The following is a 20,518-nucleotide window of genomic DNA, read 5'->3' on the forward strand; positions in this document are numbered from 1 at the left end:
GGTCTTCAGGCCGGCGGCCGCGAGCTTGACATTGACCGGCCCGGTGCGGGTCGCGACGTCGAAGCCGTCGGAATGGACCTGTCCCGTCACATTGTTGAGCTGCGTGCCGCCGACGGCGATCGAGGCCAACGAGGTGCCGATGTCGACTATCGGCGCTTTGCCGTCGCCAAAGGCGCGTGCGGTCGCCTTCTCGACCGCGACCAGGATCGGCACCGCGCTGGTGCCGACGTCGATGGTGACGGGCTTGTCCTTGGCGGAGAGCTCGACGGCAAGATCGCTGGCGCCCTTCGGGTCGACATTGCCGGTGGCCGTGCCGTGCACAGCGCCGCTCTCTACAATTGCGCGCTCGATATCGATCCCGCCTGTCGTGGTCGCCGTCCCGGCCACGTCGAAATTCGTCTTGCCGGCAAACAGCGACTTGAACTTCTCCGGCAGGAAGCGCTCGAATTCGCCGTCGCCTTTGGCCTCGATATAGTGGCCCCTGTCGCTCAACTGATGGCGGCCGGTGAGCTGGGCGACGATCTGACGGTCGACAACGAACGTGCCGATGCCGTTCCAATTGGCGAGCGGCCCCGTGCCGGAGACGACGATATCGACGGGGGGCGCATCGGGGAGCTTGAGCAAATTGGCGATGATGCCGCCGGCCGGCTCCGACGCCTTGAGATCGAGGTCGAGCTTGTTGTCGGCCGGCGCGAAACGGACCTTGGCGTCGACATTGCCCTGCTTGCCGTCGCGGCGGGCGACTTTGAGCACCGTGTCGATCGCCAGCGGCGATGGATCGGCCTTGAGCGAACCCTTGGCGGCAAGTTCGGCAATGCCGCTGCCGGCGAGCTCTTGCCCGAGCGCGATCTCCGGCAGCTCGATCTCTTTGACGTCGATCGAGACCGGCAGACTGTTCGATGCGCCTTGCGACGGCTGTTGGCCGGCTCGTGGCAGCCGCGCCAACTCGATGCGCTCGGCTTCGATGCGATCGGCGCTGAAGTTGCGCGACAAAAGCGCCGTCGGCGACCAGTCGAGCGCCACCTTGCGCGCCACCAGCCAGGGCCCCGTGCGATCCTCCAGCACGACATGATCGAGCCTGAGCTGACCGGACCAGATGCCTTCGATACCGCTGACGGTGATCTTGCGGTCCTCGGTCGAGGCCAGCTTCGAGATCAGACCGGCGAGATTCTGACGACCGCCTTCGGTGCCGGTCAGCACGGCGAGGGCGCCGATCGCCACCACCAGCAGCAGGAGCAGCGCGTAAAGGCAGATACGAAGGATGCGCCAGAATATCCTCATCATCAGAACGCCTGACCGATGCCGGCATAGAGGCCGAAATGCGGATCGCCCGGATCGCGATTGAGCGGCACGGCGGCGTCGATGCGCAGCGGCCCGAATGGCGTAAGATAGCGCAGACCGACGCCGGCGCCGACCTTGACGTCGGAGAAATCGGGGAAGGATTTGGTCGAGACCGTGCCGGCATCGACGAACGGAACGATGCCGATCGTGTCGGTGACGGCCATGCGCATCTCGACCGAGGTCTCGAACAGGGACAGGCCGCCGATCGGCTGGCCGTCGATGTCCTTCGGGCCGATACCTTGATAGGCATAGCCGCGCACCGAGCCGCCGCCGCCGGAATAGAAGCGCCTGTCGGCCGGAACATTCTGCAGCCCGGTGCCAACGATCGAGCCGAGCGTGGCGCGTTCGGCGAGGACGAATCTGCTCGCCGTATCGAGCGACTGGTAAGCCGAGCCTTCGCCCTTCAACTTGAGGAATGTCGCGCCGTTCAGAATGTCGTAGCTCGGCTCGGCATAGGCGAGCGCCCGGAAACCCCTGGTCGGGTTGAGCTTGTTGTCGCGGCTGTCATAGACATATTGCAGCGGAATGCTGGCGATCAGATAGGTGTGCTTGCCGAAGGCGTCGGTGATCCTCGAGTAGTCGAGGTCGAATTCGGCCGAGACCCGCTGCCTCTTGTCGAGGTCGTAGGAGACTCCAACGTCGCCCTTGACCGAGAAATGGTCATAGGCGTCGGGGTGCTCCAACACGGTCTTGACGCCGGTGAAGAACTTCGATGTCGGCCCGAGCACCCCCGGCTTCTCGAACATGATGCCGGCATTGTAGTTGAGCGCGGAAATGCTGTTGCTGCCGATGCCGCTGATGGAGCCGTCGATGCGCAGCTTCTCTGCCTGGCCGAACAGGTTGCGGTGGCCCCAATAGCCTTCGAGCCCCAGTCCTTCCGTGTTCGAAAACGTGCCGCCGACGCCGAAAAAGCGCGGCTTGCGCTCGCTCACCTGGACGTCGATCGGAATGTTGCCTTGGGCGTCGAGGCTCTCGCCCTCCTTGATGGTCACGCTGTTGAAGACTTCGAGCCCGAGCAGCCGATCGCGGGCATCGTCAATCTCTTGCGGCGAATATTGCTGGCCCCGCTTTAGGTCGGTCATGTATTCGGTGAAGTCGCGATCGACCTTTTCGGTGCCCTCTACTGTGGTCTCGCCATAGCCGGCGACCGGGCCGGCCGCGACCGTCAGTGTCACGTCGAGCGTCGAGGTGTCATGGTCTGCGACGATCTCGCGATCCGTCACCTTGGCTAGCGGCCTGCCCTCCTCCTTGAGCGCTCGCACGATCGCCGCTTCGGCCTTGAGCACGGCACCCGAACTGGCGTCGCCGCCCGCGATCAGGCCGAAATCGGCGCTCGCCAGGCCGGCCGCGTCGCCTTTCAGTCTGATGTCGCCGAGGGTGAATTTCGGCCCGGCGGCGATGCTGACGACCACCGGAATGGGCTGCAGCCCCTTGAATTCGGCGTCCGGCGGCAGTTGGTCGATGGACTTGCCCTCTATGGTGATGGCGACCACGCCCTCGTAGCGGGCGTCGGCATAAAGGGCGGCAACCAGTTGCTCGCGGTCGCTGCGCGCCTTGGCCATCAAGCCGAGCGACCCTGATACCGGATGCTCCTCGTCATTTTTGAGCGCCGAGGCATCTTCCAGCTTCTTGACCAGATCCTTGTCGGCATCGGGAGCGTCCATGGTCACCGAATAGCGCAGCGGATCGACGATGTCGGCATCCTCGTCCTTGGACGAGCCCCAAAGCTTGATGCCGAAAATCTCGAAAGCAGCCGCCGGCCGCGCTTCGCCGGCGAGCATGGCCGCGCAGACGAGCGCCAAAAGCAGGGCGCGCGGAAGCCCGCGCCCTGGCGCGATCCCTCCTGACATCTGCGTTTCATACGCCGGCATTACGCTAACCTAGACGACAAAACTAAAATTGGAATGAAGTTCTGAAACGCTCGTAAAGGGGCCACAATCCAATTGTCTGAAATAGACCGGGCTTGGAATTCACACCTTTTGCGCCTTCGCAAGAAAGCGTGAACCCTTGTCCCATGGAGGTTCTGTCGAAATACCGGCCTGTGGCCGGCATGGAAACCGTTGGCGGGTTGAAAACCTGCCGCGTTCGGCGTTGACAAGCCTGTTTGATGCTTGATCATGCCCGGACGCTGCAATGTCGGGAGGGTGATATGGCAATGCGCGCGGCTCGTGGTTTCTCGTTCCTCATTCTTCTGTTCTTTGCCTTGAGCGGGGCCGCGCAAGCGGCCGAAGCCCGGCGAATCGTGACGACTGACAATTCCGACTATTTCGGTTTCGACCTCAGGTCCGACCAGAATGTCAGCCTCGACCAATGCAAGACCACATGCCTCGGCGATCCCGCCTGCCGCGCCTTCACCTACAACACCAAGGCCAAATGGTGCTTTCTCAAATCCGACTACAATCAGCTGAAACCCTTCAGCGGCGCCGTCGCCGGCAAAGTCGCAAACGTCGATGGCGACCCCGATATCGGCGCGCCGCCTCCACTTGCCTTCTTCCCCAACTGGATGGCCGATCAGGCCCAGCAGTTCCGCAACAAGCTGACCGATCCGGCCTATGACAAGCCGACCGAAGGACTGGCCGCACTTCAAGCCGCGGCCGAGCAGGCAGCGCTGACCGGCGACCATCGCCTGGCCATGCAGAAATACCAGGCGGCGCTGTCTGTCTTGCCCGACGACGGCGCGCTCTGGCTGGCGCTGGCGCGCGAGACGCTCGGCGTGCAGCCGGCTTCCAACACCTCCGAGCCCTCTACCCTGCCGGCAAACGTCACCTCGGCGGCCTTCAACGCCTATAAGCTGGTGCGCACGGCAAAGACCCGCGCCGAGGCGCTGGCGCTGCTTGCCGCTGGCCTCGACAAGCGCGACCTTTTCCGGCCGGCCATTCAGGCCTATGAGGCGAGCCTTGCGCTGGTGAACTCGCCAGCCGTGCAGGCCGACTACGCCGACCTCAAGGCACGCAAGGGTTTCCGCGTCGTCGACCATTCCGTCGATGCCGATTCCTCTTCGCCGCGCATCTGCGCCCAGTTCTCCGAGGACTTGGTGAAGACCGGCGTCGACTATTCGCAGTTCGTCACCGTCGACAATGCCGCTCCCAAGGCTGTCGAAGCCAAGGACAAGCAGATCTGCGTCGAAGGGCTTGAACATGGCCAGCACTATGACGTGACCTTCCGCGCCGGTCTGCCGGCCGCGATCGGCGAGACGATTGCCGCTCCGGTCGTGCTGTCGATCTATGTCCAGGACCGCGCCCCGTCCGCTCGCTTCACCGGCGACAGCTTCGTGCTGCCGGCCGGCGCCCGCCGCGGCATTCCGGTCGTCACCGTCAACATGAGCGCCGCCAAGATGAAGCTCTACCGCATCGGCGACCGATCGCTGGCGCAGCTTCTGTCCGGCTACCAGTTCCTGCATCAGCTCGACGGCTACGACATTTCCACCATTTCCGACCAGATGGGCGAGCCGGTCTGGGAAGGCACGCTCGACATCGCCAACGACCTCAACAAGGAGGTCACCACCTCCTTCCCGGTCGACAAAGCGATCCCGCAGCGCAAGCCCGGCGTCTATGTGCTGACCGCCCAGCCGGTCGACGACAAGAGCGACGATTATGGTTCGCGCGCCACCCAGTGGTTCGTCGTTTCCGACATCGGTCTGTCCACTTATACCGGCCAGGACGGTCTCAACGTCTTTGCCCGCTCGCTGGGCTCTGCCAAGCCGATTGCCGGCGCCGAACTGACGCTGCTTGCCAAGAACAATGAAATCCTCGGCACGGCGACGTCCGACGCCGAGGGCCATGCCGTTTTCAACCCCGGCCTGACGCGCGGCGAAGGCGGCATGGTGCCGGCGGTGCTGATAGCCAAGCAGGGCGACAACGACTTCGTCTTCCTCGACATGGGCCGCGCCGGTTTCGATCTGTCGGACCGCGGCGTTGCCGGGCGTGCCGCGCCCGGCGCACTCGACGTCTATGCCTGGACCGAGCGCGGCATCTACCGCGCCGGCGAAGACGTCCATGTCGCCGCCCTTGCGCGCGACGGCGCCGCCAAGGCGGTCGAGAACCTGCCGCTGACCTTCATCTTCACCCGACCCGATGGGGTCGAGAACCGCCGTATCGTCAGCGACGGCGCTTCCGCCGGCGCCCATGCCGTCGATCTGTCGCTCGAGCCTAACGCCATGCGCGGCACCTGGTCGGTGTCGATCTACACCGATCCCAAGCAGGCACCGGTCGCCAGCCATATGTTCCTGGTCGAAGACTTCGTGCCGGATCGCATCGAGTTCGACTTGACGGCCGACAAGAAGGAAATCGCGCAGGGCGAGACCGCCAATGTCAGCGTCGACGGCCGCTTCCTCTATGGCGCGCCGGCCGCCGGCCTCGCGCTTGAAGGCGAGATGACGCTGTCGACCACGGACAGCTGGGATCGGTTCAAGGACTTCATCTTCGGTCTCGCCGACGAGCAGTCGGCCGAACCTTCGGTGACGCTTTTGGCCAACCTTCCCCTCGTCGGCGACGACGGCAAGGCGACCTTCCCGGTCTCGATCGACCAACTGCCCTCCACGACCAAGCTGATCAACGCCAAGGTCACAGTCCGCATGCGCGAAGCCGGCGGCCGTGCCGTCGAGCGCTCGCTCGACATCGCCGTCCATCCGGAAAAGGAGATGATCGGCATCCGCCCGGATTTCGAAGGCGGCGAGGTGCCGCAAGGCGGAACGGCGAAATTCAGCATCATCGCCGTCGATCCGAACGGCAAACGCGAGGAGCTGAAGGGCGCGCAGTGGTCGCTGGTCAAGGTCGAGCGCAATTACCAGTGGTACCGTTCGAACAATTCCTGGAACTATGAAGCGGTGAACCTCACCAAGGCCGTCGCCAACGGCCAGATCGACCTGAAAGCCGACGGCGAGGCGACCGTGTTGCTTCCTGTCGACTGGGGCCGCTACCGGCTCGAGGTCGAGACGGCCGACCCCGATGGCCCGGCGACCAGCTATGAGTTCGACGCCGGCTGGTACGTCGCCTCGACCACCACCGAAACACCGGACGGCCTGGAGATCGCTCTCGACAAGGACACTTACGCCGCCGGCGAGGTGGCCAAGCTCAAGGTGTCGCCGCATTTTGCCGGCGAACTCCTGGTCACCATCGGCGCCGAGAAGCTGTTGAAGACCGTCACCGCTTCGGTGCCGACCGGCGGCAGCACCGTCGACATCCCGGTCGGCGACGACTGGGGAGCCGGCGCCTATGTCACGGCGACTTTGTTCCGGCCCGGCGATGCGCAGGAATCGCGCATGCCGGCCCGCGCAATCGGCGTCAAATGGCTGACCGTCGATCCGGGTTCGAAGAAGCTCACTGTTGCGCTTACGCCGCCTGAAAAGACGGCCCCGCGCCAGCAGCTGTCGATCCCGGTCGCCGTCAGCGGCGCGCAAGCCGGCAGCAAGGCCTATGTGATGGTCGCGGCCGTCGATGTCGGCATCCTCAATCTCACCAACTACAAGGCGCCCGATCCGGAGGACTGGTTCTTCGGCCAGCGCATGCTGGGTCTGGAAATCCGCGACCTTTATGGCCGCCTGATCGACGGTTCGCTCGGCACCACCGGCAAATTGCGGACCGGCGGCGACGGCGCCAACATGCAGTCGCAGGGCAGCCCGCCGACCGAGAAGCTGGTCGCCTTCTTCTCCGGCCCGGTCGAGCTCGATGCCAACGGCAAGGCGCGGATCGATTTCGACATCCCGCAGTTCAACGGCACCGTGCGCGTCATGGCCGTCGCCTGGACCAAAGAGGCCGTCGGCCATGCTCAAACCGACGTCATCGTGCGCGATCCGGTGGTGATCACCGCCGGCCTGCCGCGCTTCCTGGCGCCTGGCGATGCCGCGACCATGCGTCTCGACATCGCCGACACCGACGGCCCTGCCGGCGACTACAAGCTGTCGGTCACCACGACCGGCGATCTCTCGACCGGCGACAAGCCCCTGCCCGAGAAGCTGACGCTTAGCCAGGGCAAGCGGCAAGCGCTCTCATTTCCGCTGATCGCGCAGACGGCGGGCGACGCTTTGATCACCGTCAAGCTCGCGCATGACGGCGGAACCGAGGTCGAGCAGACGCTCTACCTGCCGGTGCGCCCGGCGCAGCTCCCGGTCACCAACCGCATGGTGGTCGACCTGAAACCCAATGGCGGCGCCTTGCGCGTCGACAAGGAGCTGCTCGCCGCAAGCGTGCTCGACGGTGCTTCGGTCAGCGTCGGCGTCTCACAGGCAGCCGCCTTCGACGTGCCTTCGCTCTTGATGACGCTCGATCGCTACCCCTATGGCTGCGCCGAGCAGACAACCAGCCGTGCCTTGCCGCTGCTCTATGTCAACGACATGGCAAAAAGCATCGGCATGGAGAGCGATCCGGACCTGCATGGTCGCATCCAAGATGCCGTCTACAAGGTGCTGAGCTACCAGGCATCAAGCGGCAGCTTCGGCCTCTGGGGCCCGGGATCCGGTGATCTCTGGCTCGATGCTTATGTCACGGAGTTCCTGACCCGGGCACGCGAGCAGAAATACGACGTGCCGGCTCAGGCGATGAACCAGGCGCTGAACAACCTGCAGAACTCGCTTGGGTATGACCAGGACGTCCAGGATCGCGGCAGCGAGATCGCCTACGCGCTCTATGTGCTCGCCCGCAACAAGAAGGCCTCGATCGGCGATCTGCGCTACTATTCGGACACGCAGCTCGAGTCCTTCTCGAGCCCGATGGCTGTCGCCCAACTGGCCGCGAGCCTGGCGCTCTATGGCGACACCCAGCGTTCGGAGGCGACTTTCCAGACGGCCTTGCGGCTGGCGCAGGCAAGCACCGAATACGACTATTATCGCTCCGATTATGGCTCGCCCCTGCGTGACGGCGCGGCGATGCTGGCGCTGGCCGCGGAATCGAAGCCGGTGCCGAGCATCGTGCCGCAGCTGATCAGGCTGGTGGCGCGTGAACGCGCCGACGCCCGCTGGACGAGCACGCAGGACGAATCCTGGATGCTCCTTGCGGCAAGGGCGCTGAAGGAAGGCAACAATTCGATCACGCTTTCCGTCAACGGCGCGCCGCATACCGGCGGCTATTCCGATCGGGTTGCCGGCAACGAGCTTGTCGACAGCCCGCTCGCCATCGCCAACACCGGCACGACGGCGCTGCAGGCGGTGGTCACCGCGGTGGCCGCACCCGTCGAGCCGCTGCCGGCCGGCGGCGACGGCTTCACCATCGATCGTACCTACTACAGGCTCGACGGCACTGAGGCCAACATCACCGAGGCCAGGCAGAACGAACGCTATGTGGTCGTGCTCAAGGTCCATGAGCAGAACAAATGGCCCTCGCGCCTGCTGATCACCGATCTGTTGCCGGCCGGCTTCGAGATCGACAATCCGAGCCTGGTGTCCAGCGCTCAGTTGTCGAACTTCTCCTGGCTGGCGCAGACCGACGCCGCGCATCTGGAGTTCCGCGACGACCGCTTCGTCGCCGCCTTCAATCCCAACGAAGTCGACGGCGACCGCAACATCACGCTGGCCTATGTCGTGCGCGCCGTGACACCCGGCACCTATGCCCATCCGGCGGCGACGGTGGAGGACATGTACCGGCCGCAATATTCGGCCCGCACCGCCTCCGGCATGATGGAGGTCAAGGCGGAGTAAGTATTCCGACGCTGGCGATCACAAACATGGCGATAGCGCTGCCCCTCATCCGCCTGCCGGCACCCTCTTCCCGTGAAAGACGGGGAGAAGGGACAAGCTCCAGCGCTGACGCCCCCCTCTCCCCGTCTTTCACGGGAAGAGGGTCAGGGTGAGGGGCAGCACCATGCTCTCCAAAAGATTTTTGCGCCGCGCTGCCATAACGGCAGCTTCCTCCGCCGCCTGTCTCGCCTTTTCCGTCGCCGCTCTCTGGGAGCTCGACCGCGCCTTCCCGCCGCCGCTCCCGGCGGCGCTGACGGTCTCCACCGAAGTGCAGGACCGCGACGGCGAACTCTTGCGCGCCTTCGCTACGCCGGACGGCTACTGGCGGCTTGGGACCCGGCTCGACCAGGTCGACAAGCAGTTCGTCGACATGCTGGTCGCTTATGAAGACAAGCGCTTCTGGGACCACCGCGGCGTCGACATGCTGGCGCTTTGTCGCGCCGCCGGGCAGTTCGCCACCAGCGGCCACATCGTTTCCGGCGGCTCGACGCTCTCGATGCAGCTTGCCCGTCTGATCGAGCCGCGCGACAGCCGCAGCCTCGCCTCCAAGGCCAGGCAAATCCTGCGCGCCATCCAGATCGAGCGGCGTTTGTCCAAGCGCGAAATCCTCGAGCGCTACCTGACGCTGGCGCCCTATGGCGGCAACCTGGAAGGTGTGCGCGCCGCCTCGCTCGCCTATTTCGGCAAGGAGCCGAAGCGGCTGACCGTATCGGAAGCAGCACTTTTGGTCGCGCTGCCGCAGTTGCCGGAAAAGCGCCGGCCAGACCGCAATCTCGACATCGCGCATGCCGCGCGCGACCGCGTGCTCACCCGCATGGTCTCGGCCGGTCTGCTCAACGAACGAGAGGCAGCGCGCGCCGCGCTCGACGACGTCTCCGGCCTGCGCCGCAAGCTGCCGGCATTGGCCGCGCATGCGTCCTACGCCATGCTGCCCAAGGCTCAACCCGGCAAGCCGCTGCAACTCACCATCCGCCGCAGTGTTCAGCAAGGGCTGGAACAGGTGGCGAAAGAGGCCGCCAGGAAGCTCGGCCCAAAGCTTTCCGTCGCCATGGTGATGGCCGATGCCCGCACCGGCGACATTCTTGGCGAAGTCGGTTCAGCCGATTTCTTCGACGCCAGCCGATCCGGCTGGATCGACATGACCAAAGTAGTGCGCTCGCCCGGCTCGACGCTGAAGCCGTTCATCTATGGGCTTGCCTTCGAGCAAGGCCTGGTGGCGCAGGAGACGATCATCGAGGACAGCCCCGCCGACTTTGGCGGCTACCGGCCGAAGAATTTCGACATGGGCTACCAAGGCGACGTCAGCATCAGGCAGGCGCTGCAGCTGTCGCTCAACGTGCCGGCGATCCGGGTGCTGGACGCAGTTGGTCCCGCGCGGCTCACGGCGCGCTTCCGCCAGGCCGGCGTCAACCTGGTCCTGCCGCTCAACGAGGCGCCCGGGCTGGCGATCGGCCTCGGCGGCGCCGGCGTGACTTTGCGCGACCTGGTGCAGCTGTATACCGGCCTCGCCAATGGCGGCAAGATGCACACGCTGCATGACGGCACCGAGCCGGCCAATGCCGGGCGCGTCACCGCCACCATCCTCGACGACCAGGCCGCCTGGCAGATCGACGACATCCTGTCCGGCGTGAAGCCGCCCGAAGGTGCGGCCCAGCGCGGCATCGCCTACAAGACCGGCACATCTTACGGCTATCGCGATGCCTGGTCGGTTGGCTTCGACGGCCGCTATGTGCTTGGCGTCTGGGTCGGCCGTGCCGACGCCGGCCCGGTACCTGGCCTCTCCGGCTATGTTTCGGCCGCGCCCATTCTGTTCGAAGGCTTTGTCCGCTCGGGTTTGGCCAGCGTGCCGCTGCCCGGCCGGCCGCCGGGTCTTTTCAATCCCAAACGCGAAGAATTGCCGGTGACGCTCGCCCGCTTCGGCGCCGGCTCCGACGGGCTGGTGCAGGCAACGCCGACTGAACCGGCGCCCACCATCGTCTTCCCGCCGGACGGGGCTCGCGTCGACCTCGGCACCAATTCGGCGGACGCTTCGCCGCTTGTGCTGAAGCTGCAGGGCGGCCGCGCGCCCTTCCGCTGGCTTGCCAACGGCAAGCCGCTCGCCGGCATCGACCGCCGCCGCATCGCGACCTGGCAGCCCGACGGCACCGGCTATTCGACGCTCACCGTTATCGACGCCGCCGGGCGCGCGGCCAGCGTGAAGGTTTTCGTTGAATAGAAGCGGGCAAGCGATTCGGCGCGTTGCGCCTTTCAAGGATCGAAAGGCACTTCTCTCGAGGCTTATTGCGAAGCACACCCGTCCTTCAGCGGGAGCAGCTATAATCCTCCCGGCACTGGCTCTCCTGGCTGCCTTCTCCGCCCACGCCGACCCCCTGCCCGCCGGATTCGTCCGGCTCGCCGATGTCGATCCGACCATTCGCCAGGACATCCGCTATGCCGGGCTGGGAAACTTCCTGCAGCGCGAGGTCGACGGCTACGAAGCGCCGGTCTGCATCCTGACCGCGCCGGCGGCGAAGGCGCTGTCCGGCGTCCAGAAAGCAACGACGGCCGAGGGCCTCACGCTGATCGTCTTCGACTGTTACCGCCCGGCACGCGCCGTCGCCGACATGGTCAGATGGACAAGGCAATGCGGCCCGCCCGATCCGCAATGGTATCCGACGGTCGAGCGCGGCGACCTCATCGCCGAGGGCTATGTCGGCGAACTGTCCAGCCGCTCGCGGGGCTCGACCGTTGACCTCGCCGTCGCTGAGCTTGACAAGACAAGCCCGGCTCATTCCGCTTGCGGCGCGACTGACGCCCGCACGCTCGACTTCGGCACCGGATTCGACTGTTTCGATTCGGCGAGCGAGACGGCCCACCGCCCGCTGCCCCTCCAAGCGACGGCAAACCGCACGATGCTGCTTTCGGCCATGCGCGCCGCCGGCTTCCGCAACTATGCGCGCGAATGGTGGCATTTCACCCTCGCCGACGAGCCGTTCCCAAAGCAGCGCTTCGATTTTCCGGTGACCGCCGACTAGGGCACAGGACTTGCCCGGATCGCGGCCGGTTCCAATTAGGCCCGCTGACGAGGAACCACGCTGCTGGCAAGTGAGGAAGATATTTCCTCGACTGGCCGCCCCTCGGCGAAAAATTGCTGCAAGGAGATGAAAAAGGCAACATTGAGTGCATCTAATTTCTATAAATTCGCTAGAGTTCGGGCCGTTCAACGGAGGCGGAAATGACCAACCCTCATTTCGGGAAACTGCTCGGCGCGCTGGTCGCCACATCTGTCCAGTTCGGCTCGCTCGGTTTCGCATTTGCCGATACGACCATTCTGAATGTGTCCTACGACCCGACACGTGAGCTCTACAAAGCCTATGACGAGGCCTTCACCGCGCACTGGAAGGCGGAGACCGGAGAAACCGTTACCATCCAACAGTCGCATGGCGGATCCGGCGCCCAAGCGCGAGCCGTTATCGACGGTCTCGACGCCGATGTCGTGACGCTGGCGCTCGAAGGCGACATCAACGCCATTGCCGCGAAGACGAAAAAGATCAATCCGGACTGGCGCACGAAGTTCGAGAACAACTCGGCCCCCTACACCTCGACCATCATCTTCCTGGTGCGCAAGGGCAATCCCAAGGACATCCATGACTGGAACGATCTGGTGAAGGACGGCGTCCAGGTAATCACGCCGAACCCGAAGACCTCGGGCGGCGCGCGCTGGAACTACCTCGCCGCCTGGGCCTATGCCAATGCCAATGACGGCAATGACGAAGCCAAGACCAAGGAGTTCGTCGGCAAGCTCTATGCGAATGTCCCCGTCCTCGATACCGGTGCCCGCGGCTCGACGGTGACCTTTGCGCAGAAGGGGCTGGGCGACGTGCTGATCGCCTGGGAGAACGAAGCCTATCTCGCGCTCGATGAATTCGGCGCCGACAATTTCGACATCGTCTACCCGCCGACCTCGATCCTGGCCGAGCCGCCGGTCGCCGTCGTCGACGGCAATGTCGACGCCAAGGGCACCCGCAAGGTCGCCGAGGCTTATCTGAGCTGGCTCTATTCGAAGGAAGCCCAGACCATCATCGCCAAGAACCACTATCGTCCGGCCAAGCCCGACCTGGTGCCTGCCGAGGATCTCGCCAAGCTACCGGCAATCAAGCTCGTCACCATCGACGATCCGCAATTCGGCGGTTGGAAGAAGGCGCAGCCTTATCATTTCGGCGACGGTGGTATATTCGACCAGATTTACAAGCCCGCCCAATGAAGCATGGCGGCCATAGGCCGGATGAAACCTGATTGGGTCTATTGTACGAGTGCCCCAGCCGAGGCGAAGGGCACTCTGGTCTGAGTAAGAAGGGACGATCCAGAACAGCATGAACACAGCACCCGCCAAGGCGGGGTGGCGGTTCAGACAGCCGAGTGTCATTCCGGGCTTCGGATTGACGCTCGGCTTCTCGCTTGCCTACCTCACGCTCATCATCCTCATTCCGCTTTCGGGGCTGGTCTGGCGTTCGGCCGCGCTCGGCTGGACCGACTTCTGGGCGATCGCCGTCGACCGGCGCACTCTCAATGCGCTGAAGATCAGCTTCGGCACCGCCTTCCTGGCCGCCGCGGTCAACGTCGTCTTCGGCACCATCGTCGCCTGGGTGCTGGTCCGCTACCGCTTCCCCGGCCGACGCATCGCCGATGCGATGGTCGACCTGCCCTTCGCCTTGCCCACCGCAGTCGCCGGTATCGCGCTCACCACACTCTATGCGCCGAATGGCTGGATCGGCCAGCTTCTGATGCCGCTCGGCATAAAGGTCGCCTACACCCCGCTCGGCATCGTCATCGCCTTGGTGTTCATCGGCCTACCCTTCGTGGTGCGCACCGTCCAGCCAATCATGGAGGAGCTCGACAGGGAGGTCGAGGAAGCTGCCGCCACGCTTGGCGCCAACCGCTTCCAGACCATCACTCGTGTGCTCTTCCCGGGACTGGCGCCGGCCATCGTCACCGGCTTCTCGCTCGCCTTCGCGCGCGGTGTCGGCGAATACGGCTCGGTCATCTTCATCGCCGGCAACCTGCCCTTCAAGTCGGAGATCGCGCCGCTCCTCATCGTCATCCGGCTCGAGGAATACAATTACGAGGCGGCGACCGCGATCGCCGCGATCATGCTGGCGCTGTCCTTCGTGATGCTTTTGGTCGTCAACCTCGTCCAGACATGGAGCCGCAAGCGCTATGGCTGATCCCGAGATCAAATCCTACGAACCGCATCACGAAAGCCAGTCGGCCGCGGTGACCGAAAGCAGGCCGGTGCGCTGGGTGGCGATGGGAATAGCCTTCGCCTTCCTCGCCGTCTTCCTGCTTCTGCCGCTGATCGTTGTCTTCCACGAGGCGCTTAGCAAAGGCATCGGCGCCTACACGGAGGCGCTTGCCAGCCCCGACACGCGCTCGGCGATCCGCCTGACGCTGCTGGTGGCGGCGATCTCCGTGCCGCTCAACCTCATTTTCGGCATCTCGGCTGCCTGGGCGATCGCCAAGTTCGAGTTCAAGGGCAAGGCCTTTCTGACCACCCTCATCGACCTGCCGTTCTCGGTGTCGCCCGTCATTTCCGGCCTGGTTTATGTGCTCCTCTTCGGGGCTCAAGGCCTGCTCGGCGCGTGGCTGAAGGCGCATGGCATCGTCATCCTGTTCGCCGTGCCGGGCATTGTGCTCGCAACCATCTTCGTCACCTTCCCCTTCGTCGCCCGCGAGCTGATCCCGCTGATGCAGGAACAGGGCAATGGCGACGAGGAGGCGGCTCTGTCACTCGGCGCCAATGGCTGGCAGGCCTTCTGGTATGTGACGCTGCCCAACGTCAAATGGGGTCTGCTCTACGGCGTGCTACTCTGCAACGCGCGCGCCATGGGCGAGTTCGGCGCCGTGTCGGTGGTCTCAGGTCACATTCGCGGCCTCACCAACACCATGCCGCTGCATGTGGAAATTCTCTACAATGAGTATAACGCCGTCGGGGCCTTCGCGGTCGCCTCGCTGCTTGCCGGCCTGGCTTTGGTGACGCTGGTCTTGAAAACACTTCTGGAGATGCGCTACGGCGCCGAGATTGCCGCGACGCGCGGACATTAGATGCATGCCGCCCGAAACCGCGTAGCATGCATCAACTGATTGAGGGATCTGTATGGAAGTTCGCGTTGTCAACGTGCGCAAGGAGTTCGAGCGGTTTCCGGCGCTCCACGACGTTTCGCTCGACATCAGGTCGGGCGAGCTTATCGCGCTGCTCGGGCCATCCGGTTCCGGCAAGACGACGCTGCTCCGCCTGATCGCCGGCCTGGAGCGGCCCACCAAGGGCGCCATCTTCTTCGGCGAAGAGGATGCCTCGCAGAAGTCGATCCAGGAGCGCAATGTCGGCTTCGTATTCCAGCATTACGCTCTGTTCCGACACATGACGGTTGCCGACAATATCGGCTTCGGCCTCAAGGTCCGGCACGGCGCCGCGCGTCCCTCGGCACAGGAGATCCGCCGCCGCGCTTCGGAACTCCTCGACCTCGTCCAGCTGTCGGGGCTGGAAAAGCGCTATCCGGCGCAGCTTTCCGGCGGCCAGCGCCAGCGCGTGGCGCTCGCTCGCGCCATGGCCATCGAGCCCAAGGTGCTTTTGCTCGACGAGCCATTCGGCGCCCTTGACGCGCAGGTGCGCCGCGAGTTGCGCCGCTGGCTGCGCGAAATCCACGACGCCACCGGCCACACCACGGTCTTCGTTACCCACGACCAGGAGGAGGCGCTCGAACTCGCCGACCGCGTTGTCGTCATGAGCCAAGGTCGCATCGAGCAGGTCGGCTCGGCCGACGAGATCTACGACACGCCGAACTCGCCTTTCGTCTACAGCTTCATCGGCGAATCGAGCTCGCTGCCGGTCAAGGTTGACAATGGCGAGATCTGGCTGGCCGACCGGCCGGTCGGTCTGCAGGCGCCGCATGCGCCGTCGGGAGAGGCCCTGCTCTACTTTCGTCCGCACGATGTCGAGCTGCTCGACGGCTGCAGCGGCTGCATTGCCGGGACGGTCGCCGCCAGCCGCCGCGTCGCCGGCACAAGGCGGGTCGAGCTCGAGATCGGCGGCGAGCGTCAGCGCGTCGAGATCGAGCTGCCGGTCGACCATCCGGCGGCACAGAAGAGCCGGGTGGCTTTCAGGCCGAGGCGCTGGAAGCTTTTCCCGGCCTCCTGACCTATTTGCCGCCTGCCACGTCCGGGCGCCCGGTAGAGGAGCCGCGATGAATCAGGTTGGAAGAAAGTCCTACCAAGCGGCTGTTCGGGCGGGAGATTTTCCCGCTGCTCGTGCGTCCCCCGGACCGCGTGCCTCGCGCAGCCAGGCTTTCCTTTTTATGGTCACACCATAGTTCTGATTGTCTGGAGGAGGACCGTTTTCATGAAGCGCTTATTGCTGGGTATTGCCACGCTTGCCGGCTTCGTCGTCCTCGCGTCCTCCCAAGCCTGGTCGGCCGACAAGCTGCTCAATGCCTCCTACGACGTCGGCCGCGAATTGTTTGCCGACATCAACAAGGCTTTCATCGCTGAGCATCCCGGCGTGACCGTCGATCAGTCCCACGCCGGAACCTCGGCGCAGGCTCGTGCCATCGCGGAAGGTTTGGCAGCCGACGTCGTCACCTTCAACCAGGTCACCGACGTCGATTTCCTGGTCAAGAGGGGTCTGATCTCCGCGGACTGGCAGAAGGATTTCCCAGACAACGCATCGCCTTTCTATTCGCTGCCGTCCTTCCTTGTTCGTGCCGGCAATCCCAAGCACATCAAGGACTGGAACGATCTGGTGCGTGACGACGTGCAGGTGATCTTCCCCAACCCGAAGACATCAGGCAATGCCCGCTATACCTATCTCGCTGCCACCGCTTACGCGAAGGAAGCCTTCAAGGGCGACGACGCCAAGGTGAAGGAGTTCATCGCCAAGCTGTTTGCCAACGTGCCGATCTTCGACACCGGCGGCCGCGCCGCCACCACCACCTTCGTGCAGCGCGAGATCGGCGACGTGCTGATCACCTTCGAATCCGAAACGCGCGGCATCCGCAGGGAATATGGCGACGACAAGTTCGAGCAGGTCACGCCTTCAGTCAGCCTGCTGGCCGAATTCCCGGTGGCGATCGTCGATAAGATCGCCGACGAGCACGGTAGCCGCGATCTCGCCAAGACCTATCTCGAATTCCTCTATTCGCCCGAGGGCCAGGACATTGCCGCCCGCAACGGCCTGCGGGCCCGCGACGCAGCAGTGGCCGCCAAATACAAAGCCGAGTTTCCCGACGTGCGCCTGTTGACGGTAGACGAGATCTTCGGCGGCTGGGATAGGGTGCAGAAAGAGCATTTCGCGGCAGGCGGCTTGCTCGATCAGGCCTATGGCAGCCGGTAGCGCTTACAATCAAAAGAAGTGGAAAGCCGTCATCGCCGTCGGCATCGCCGGCTTTTTTCAATCTGGAGCCGGCATCACTTTGCCGGCGAAATCGACGCGGCCAATGTGAAAAACATTACGAAGAATCAACGCGTTTGTGCCTAACCTGTGTGGATGAATTGTTGTGCCAAACCGCCTAGCGCGGCCAAAACTGTCATGATTTGCACACAAACAACCGCCAGATGCAGGCGCTTGGGGTTTGATAAACTGAATCGGGCATGCTGACCAAAAAAGGCAAATATGGCCTCAAGGCTCTCGTGCATCTTTCCGGCCTGCCGGCTGGCCAGCTTGCATTCGTCAACGACATAGCGGTCGCAAACAACATCCCGAAGAAGTTCCTGGACGCCATTCTGGGCGAATTGCGCAATGCCGGCTTCGTCCAGAGCCGCAAGGGCAAGGAAGGCGGCTATCGCCTCGCCAGGCCCGCTTCCGAGATCAAGATCGGCCATGTCGTGCGCGTGCTCGACGGGCCGCTGGCGCCGATCCCTTGCGCCAGCCGCACGCAATATCAGCGCTGCGAGGACTGCGACGAGGCGACGTGCCAGGTCCGCCACATGATGCTGGAAGTGCGCCAGGCGATCGCCGAGGTGCTCGACAACCGCAGCCTCGCCGCCATGAGCGACGCCGACAACGACGATTTCCCGGTCGAACTCACGTCGCAGATCTGACCGCTCAGCCGCGCCGTCTCGCCGTTGGTTGTCTGTCCGCGACAGACGCTGTAAATCGTCTGACGGATGGATCAAGGTTTGGGGGTATCTAACGCATGAGGCTGCCTCGACTTGGCAAGTCCCGCAGGGCCAACCGGCAACCGTCATCCGCCAGCATCTATCATACCGAGATCATCGCCGACGTTGCAGTGCCGGAGCGCGGCGAGACCGTCCGCTTCTTCAGCCGCAAGCTCCTCCGCCCCGGCAAGTTGCGCAGCGTCTCCAACAAGGATCTGCGCGAAAGCCTGCTATCCATGTTCTATCTCGGGGTGGCGGCGGTGCTGCCGGTGGCCTGGTGGGCGCCGATCTGCGATTGGGTTTCGACGCTTCGACGCAAGCGTCATTTTCGCAAGGATTTCGCGCGGTATGACGTGGCGATCAAAGCGGTGCTTGGCGATGATGCCGACACGCGAAGCCTTTTCAGGGGACATCTCGCCGCCGCGCATCGCCGCCGTCTGATGCTTGCCGCTCATCTGGCGCCTGGCAGGCGCTGGTCGCCGGCGATCCGGCTGGAAGGCATCGACGGCTTGCGCGAGGCCTTGCAGCGCGGCCGCGGCGCCATCGTCTGGTGCGATCAGTTCGTCGCCCAGACCATCATGGGCAAGCGCGCCCTCTTCGAAGCCGGCATCGAAGCGCACCAGGTGAGCGTCAACTTCCACGGCTTTTCGGAAAGCAAATTCGGCCTGCATGTGATCAACAAGCCGCTGGTCGAGGTCGAAAACCGGTTTCTGAAGAGCCGCATCGTCTTTGAGCGCGCCGAAGCCTACCAGGTTACGGCGCGCATCCAGAAGGCGCTGAAGGAGAACGGAGTCGTGCTGATGACCAACACCATCCACGCGGGATCTACCTTCACCGAGAGCGCCATGGGCGAGCGTGGCTGGACCCACCTCGCCTCGGCGCCGGCGAATTTTGCGGCGCGCGCCGGCGCTGCGCTGTTTGGCATGTCGACCCTGGAGACAGTGCCCTTTCGCGAATACCGGGCGATCGTCAGTCCCGAACTGAAGCCCAACGCTGTCCAGCCTGCATCCCGGCCGGCAAAGGACGTGGCGGCAAAGAACCTCGTTCTGCAAGCGGCCTATATCCTGCTCAAGCGCGACCGGCTGCTGGAAGCGGTCAAACTGCATCCCGAGCAGATGATGGCCTGGTCCAGCGCCAACCGGCTCACCGGACAGCAGGATCAAGCCGCGATCGGCGCCGACGCCGCATAATGCATTTCCCCCAGACGCGCAGCGGTTTTGGGTCAACGACATGCATCAGAACGAAGACTGAAAAGTGCGTCGCCTGAACCTGTTCAGCTCGAGGGGCTTGAGCTCAGTGCTTGCTTAAGGATGGCGGCGACGCTCCGCGCGCCATCCGCCGTCACCGCCGGTTCGTCCGGCTCCGGTTCTTCCAGGGTCGCGAACTGGCTGTCGACCAGACTCGCCGGCATGAAATGGCCTTTGCGCCCCGACACCCGTCGCCGGGCAGTCTCGCGATCGATCTTCAGATAGAGGAAGACGATGCCCGGGCAAAAGCTGAGCAGCCGGTTCCGGTAGCTGCGCTTCAGCGCCGAACAGGCCGCCACCGGCTTGTGTCCCTCGCCGACGGAGGCTGCGATGCGCTCGCCGATGGCATCGAGCCAACCCTCGCGCAACGCATCCGTCAGCGGCTCGCCGCGCGCCATGCGCGCCACGTTTTTCGGCGGATGCAACCGGTCGCCCTCGATGAAGACCGCGCCCAGCGCCTCGGCCAGCGCTTCGCCCATCACCGTCTTGCCGCAGCCGGCGACCCCCATCACGACTATGGCCGGCGCTGACCGGATGTCGTTCAATGGAAACCTCCGACGGCTGTGACCTTACGATCCTTCATCCACAGTCAGCGGCTTGCCGGCGCACGGCCATAGAGCAAAAGCATGGCCACGATCACGACGCCGTAAATGATCTGCCGCCCCGCCTCCGGCATCTGCATGACCGACAGGATCGATTGCAGCAGCGTGATCAGGATCACGCCGGCGACGGTGCCAAGATATGAGCCGCGGCCGCCGAGGATCGAAGTGCCGCCCAGCACCACGGCGGCGATCGACGGCAACAGATAGGCGTCGCCCATCGACTGCGCCGCCTTCGATGCGTAGCCCGCGAGCAGGACGCCCCCGAAGGCCGAGAGCCCGCCGGAGACGGCAAAGGCAATCAGCACCACGCGGCGCGTGTCGATTCCGGAAAGATAGGCGGCGCGCTCACGGTTACCGATGCCGTAAACGACGCGGCCGAAGGAGGTGCGGGTCAGCACGAAAACCATTGCCGCCCCTATCAGCGCCCAGATGATCACCGCGTTCGGCACCCCCGGAATGGTGAAGCCGGTCGCAAGGTAGCGCATCGCCGCTGTCGCCGAATCCTGCGGCGAGAACCCGCCCGTATAGAC

At 64.3% G+C, this 20,518-nt stretch carries 13 protein-coding genes and 1 pseudogene; 10 read left to right on the forward strand and 4 right to left on the reverse strand.

Features of this window, described 5'->3' with window-relative positions; genetic code table 11:
• Together EOA79_RS17060 and EOA79_RS17065 are read right to left on the reverse strand one after the other, a co-directional pair.
• Positions 1-1,284, reverse strand: a pseudogene (locus EOA79_RS17060) (translocation/assembly module TamB); the annotation flags it as partial.
• Entirely contained in the window at positions 1,284-3,212 is a 1,929-nt protein-coding gene (locus EOA79_RS17065; protein ID WP_095824959.1) for an autotransporter assembly complex family protein, read from the reverse strand. The gene EOA79_RS17065 and the pseudogene EOA79_RS17060, both read right to left, overlap by 1 nt.
• 278 nt (positions 3,213-3,490) lie before the next feature.
• Here EOA79_RS17065 and EOA79_RS17070 point away from each other — a divergent pair, with 278 nt between their 5' ends.
• The 10 genes from EOA79_RS17070 (at position 3,491) to EOA79_RS17115 (ending at position 19,329) form a co-directional block, all read left to right on the forward strand.
• Positions 3,491-8,971 carry an alpha-2-macroglobulin family protein gene (locus EOA79_RS17070; protein ID WP_128293117.1) on the forward strand — a complete coding sequence of 1,827 codons (5,481 nt, stop codon included), beginning with the start codon at positions 3,491-3,493 and terminating at the stop codon, positions 8,969-8,971.
• A gap of 163 nt (positions 8,972-9,134) precedes the next feature.
• Positions 9,135-11,225, forward strand: coding sequence for a penicillin-binding protein 1C (gene pbpC, locus EOA79_RS17075; protein ID WP_095824961.1), 2,091 nt, complete (start codon positions 9,135-9,137; stop codon positions 11,223-11,225).
• 100 nt (positions 11,226-11,325) lie between these two features.
• Positions 11,326-12,024: a M15 family metallopeptidase gene (locus EOA79_RS17080; protein ID WP_127334904.1), complete on the forward strand. Its 699-nt coding sequence runs from the start codon at positions 11,326-11,328 to the stop codon at positions 12,022-12,024.
• 200 nt (positions 12,025-12,224) lie between these two features.
• The gene (locus EOA79_RS17085) at positions 12,225-13,253 is read left to right on the forward strand and encodes a sulfate ABC transporter substrate-binding protein (RefSeq protein ID WP_067328921.1); all 1,029 of its coding nucleotides are present in this window, start codon (positions 12,225-12,227) and stop codon (positions 13,251-13,253) included.
• A 109-nt stretch (positions 13,254-13,362) separates the two neighbouring features.
• Positions 13,363-14,214: a sulfate ABC transporter permease subunit CysT gene (cysT, locus tag EOA79_RS17090; RefSeq protein ID WP_066990552.1), complete on the forward strand. Its 852-nt coding sequence runs from the start codon at positions 13,363-13,365 to the stop codon at positions 14,212-14,214.
• Entirely contained in the window at positions 14,207-15,091 is an 885-nt protein-coding gene (gene cysW / locus EOA79_RS17095) for a sulfate ABC transporter permease subunit CysW (RefSeq protein WP_067328919.1), read from the forward strand. The genes cysT and cysW overlap by 8 nt, the downstream gene beginning before the upstream one ends.
• 52 nt (positions 15,092-15,143) lie before the next feature.
• Complete coding sequence (locus EOA79_RS17100) at positions 15,144-16,184, forward strand: sulfate/molybdate ABC transporter ATP-binding protein (protein WP_066990546.1); 1,041 nt, start codon at positions 15,144-15,146, stop codon at positions 16,182-16,184.
• 201 nt (positions 16,185-16,385) lie between these two features.
• Positions 16,386-17,375 carry a sulfate ABC transporter substrate-binding protein gene (locus tag EOA79_RS17105; protein ID WP_095824962.1) on the forward strand — a complete coding sequence of 330 codons (990 nt, stop codon included), beginning with the start codon at positions 16,386-16,388 and terminating at the stop codon, positions 17,373-17,375.
• A gap of 257 nt (positions 17,376-17,632) precedes the next feature.
• The gene (locus tag EOA79_RS17110) at positions 17,633-18,082 is read left to right on the forward strand and encodes an Rrf2 family transcriptional regulator (protein ID WP_095824963.1); all 450 of its coding nucleotides are present in this window, start codon (positions 17,633-17,635) and stop codon (positions 18,080-18,082) included.
• Positions 18,083-18,177: 95 nt separating this feature from the next.
• On the forward strand, positions 18,178-19,329 hold the full coding sequence (locus tag EOA79_RS17115; RefSeq protein WP_127214000.1) for a hypothetical protein: 1,152 nt from the start codon (positions 18,178-18,180) through the stop codon (positions 19,327-19,329).
• 83 nt (positions 19,330-19,412) lie between these two features.
• Here EOA79_RS17115 and EOA79_RS17120 read toward each other — a convergent pair whose 3' ends face one another.
• A complete protein-coding gene (locus tag EOA79_RS17120; protein WP_082954084.1) occupies positions 19,413-19,895 on the reverse strand; it encodes a gluconokinase in 483 nt (160 codons plus the stop codon).
• Positions 19,896-19,975: 80 nt separating this feature from the next.
• Positions 19,976-20,518 (reverse strand): ABC transporter permease (locus EOA79_RS17125; RefSeq protein ID WP_164893872.1); only part of this gene is annotated, 543 nt, incomplete at its 5' end.

It is taken from the genome of Mesorhizobium sp. M1A.F.Ca.IN.020.03.2.1, from assembly GCF_004023205.1.
GTDB lineage: Bacteria > Pseudomonadota > Alphaproteobacteria > Rhizobiales > Rhizobiaceae > Mesorhizobium.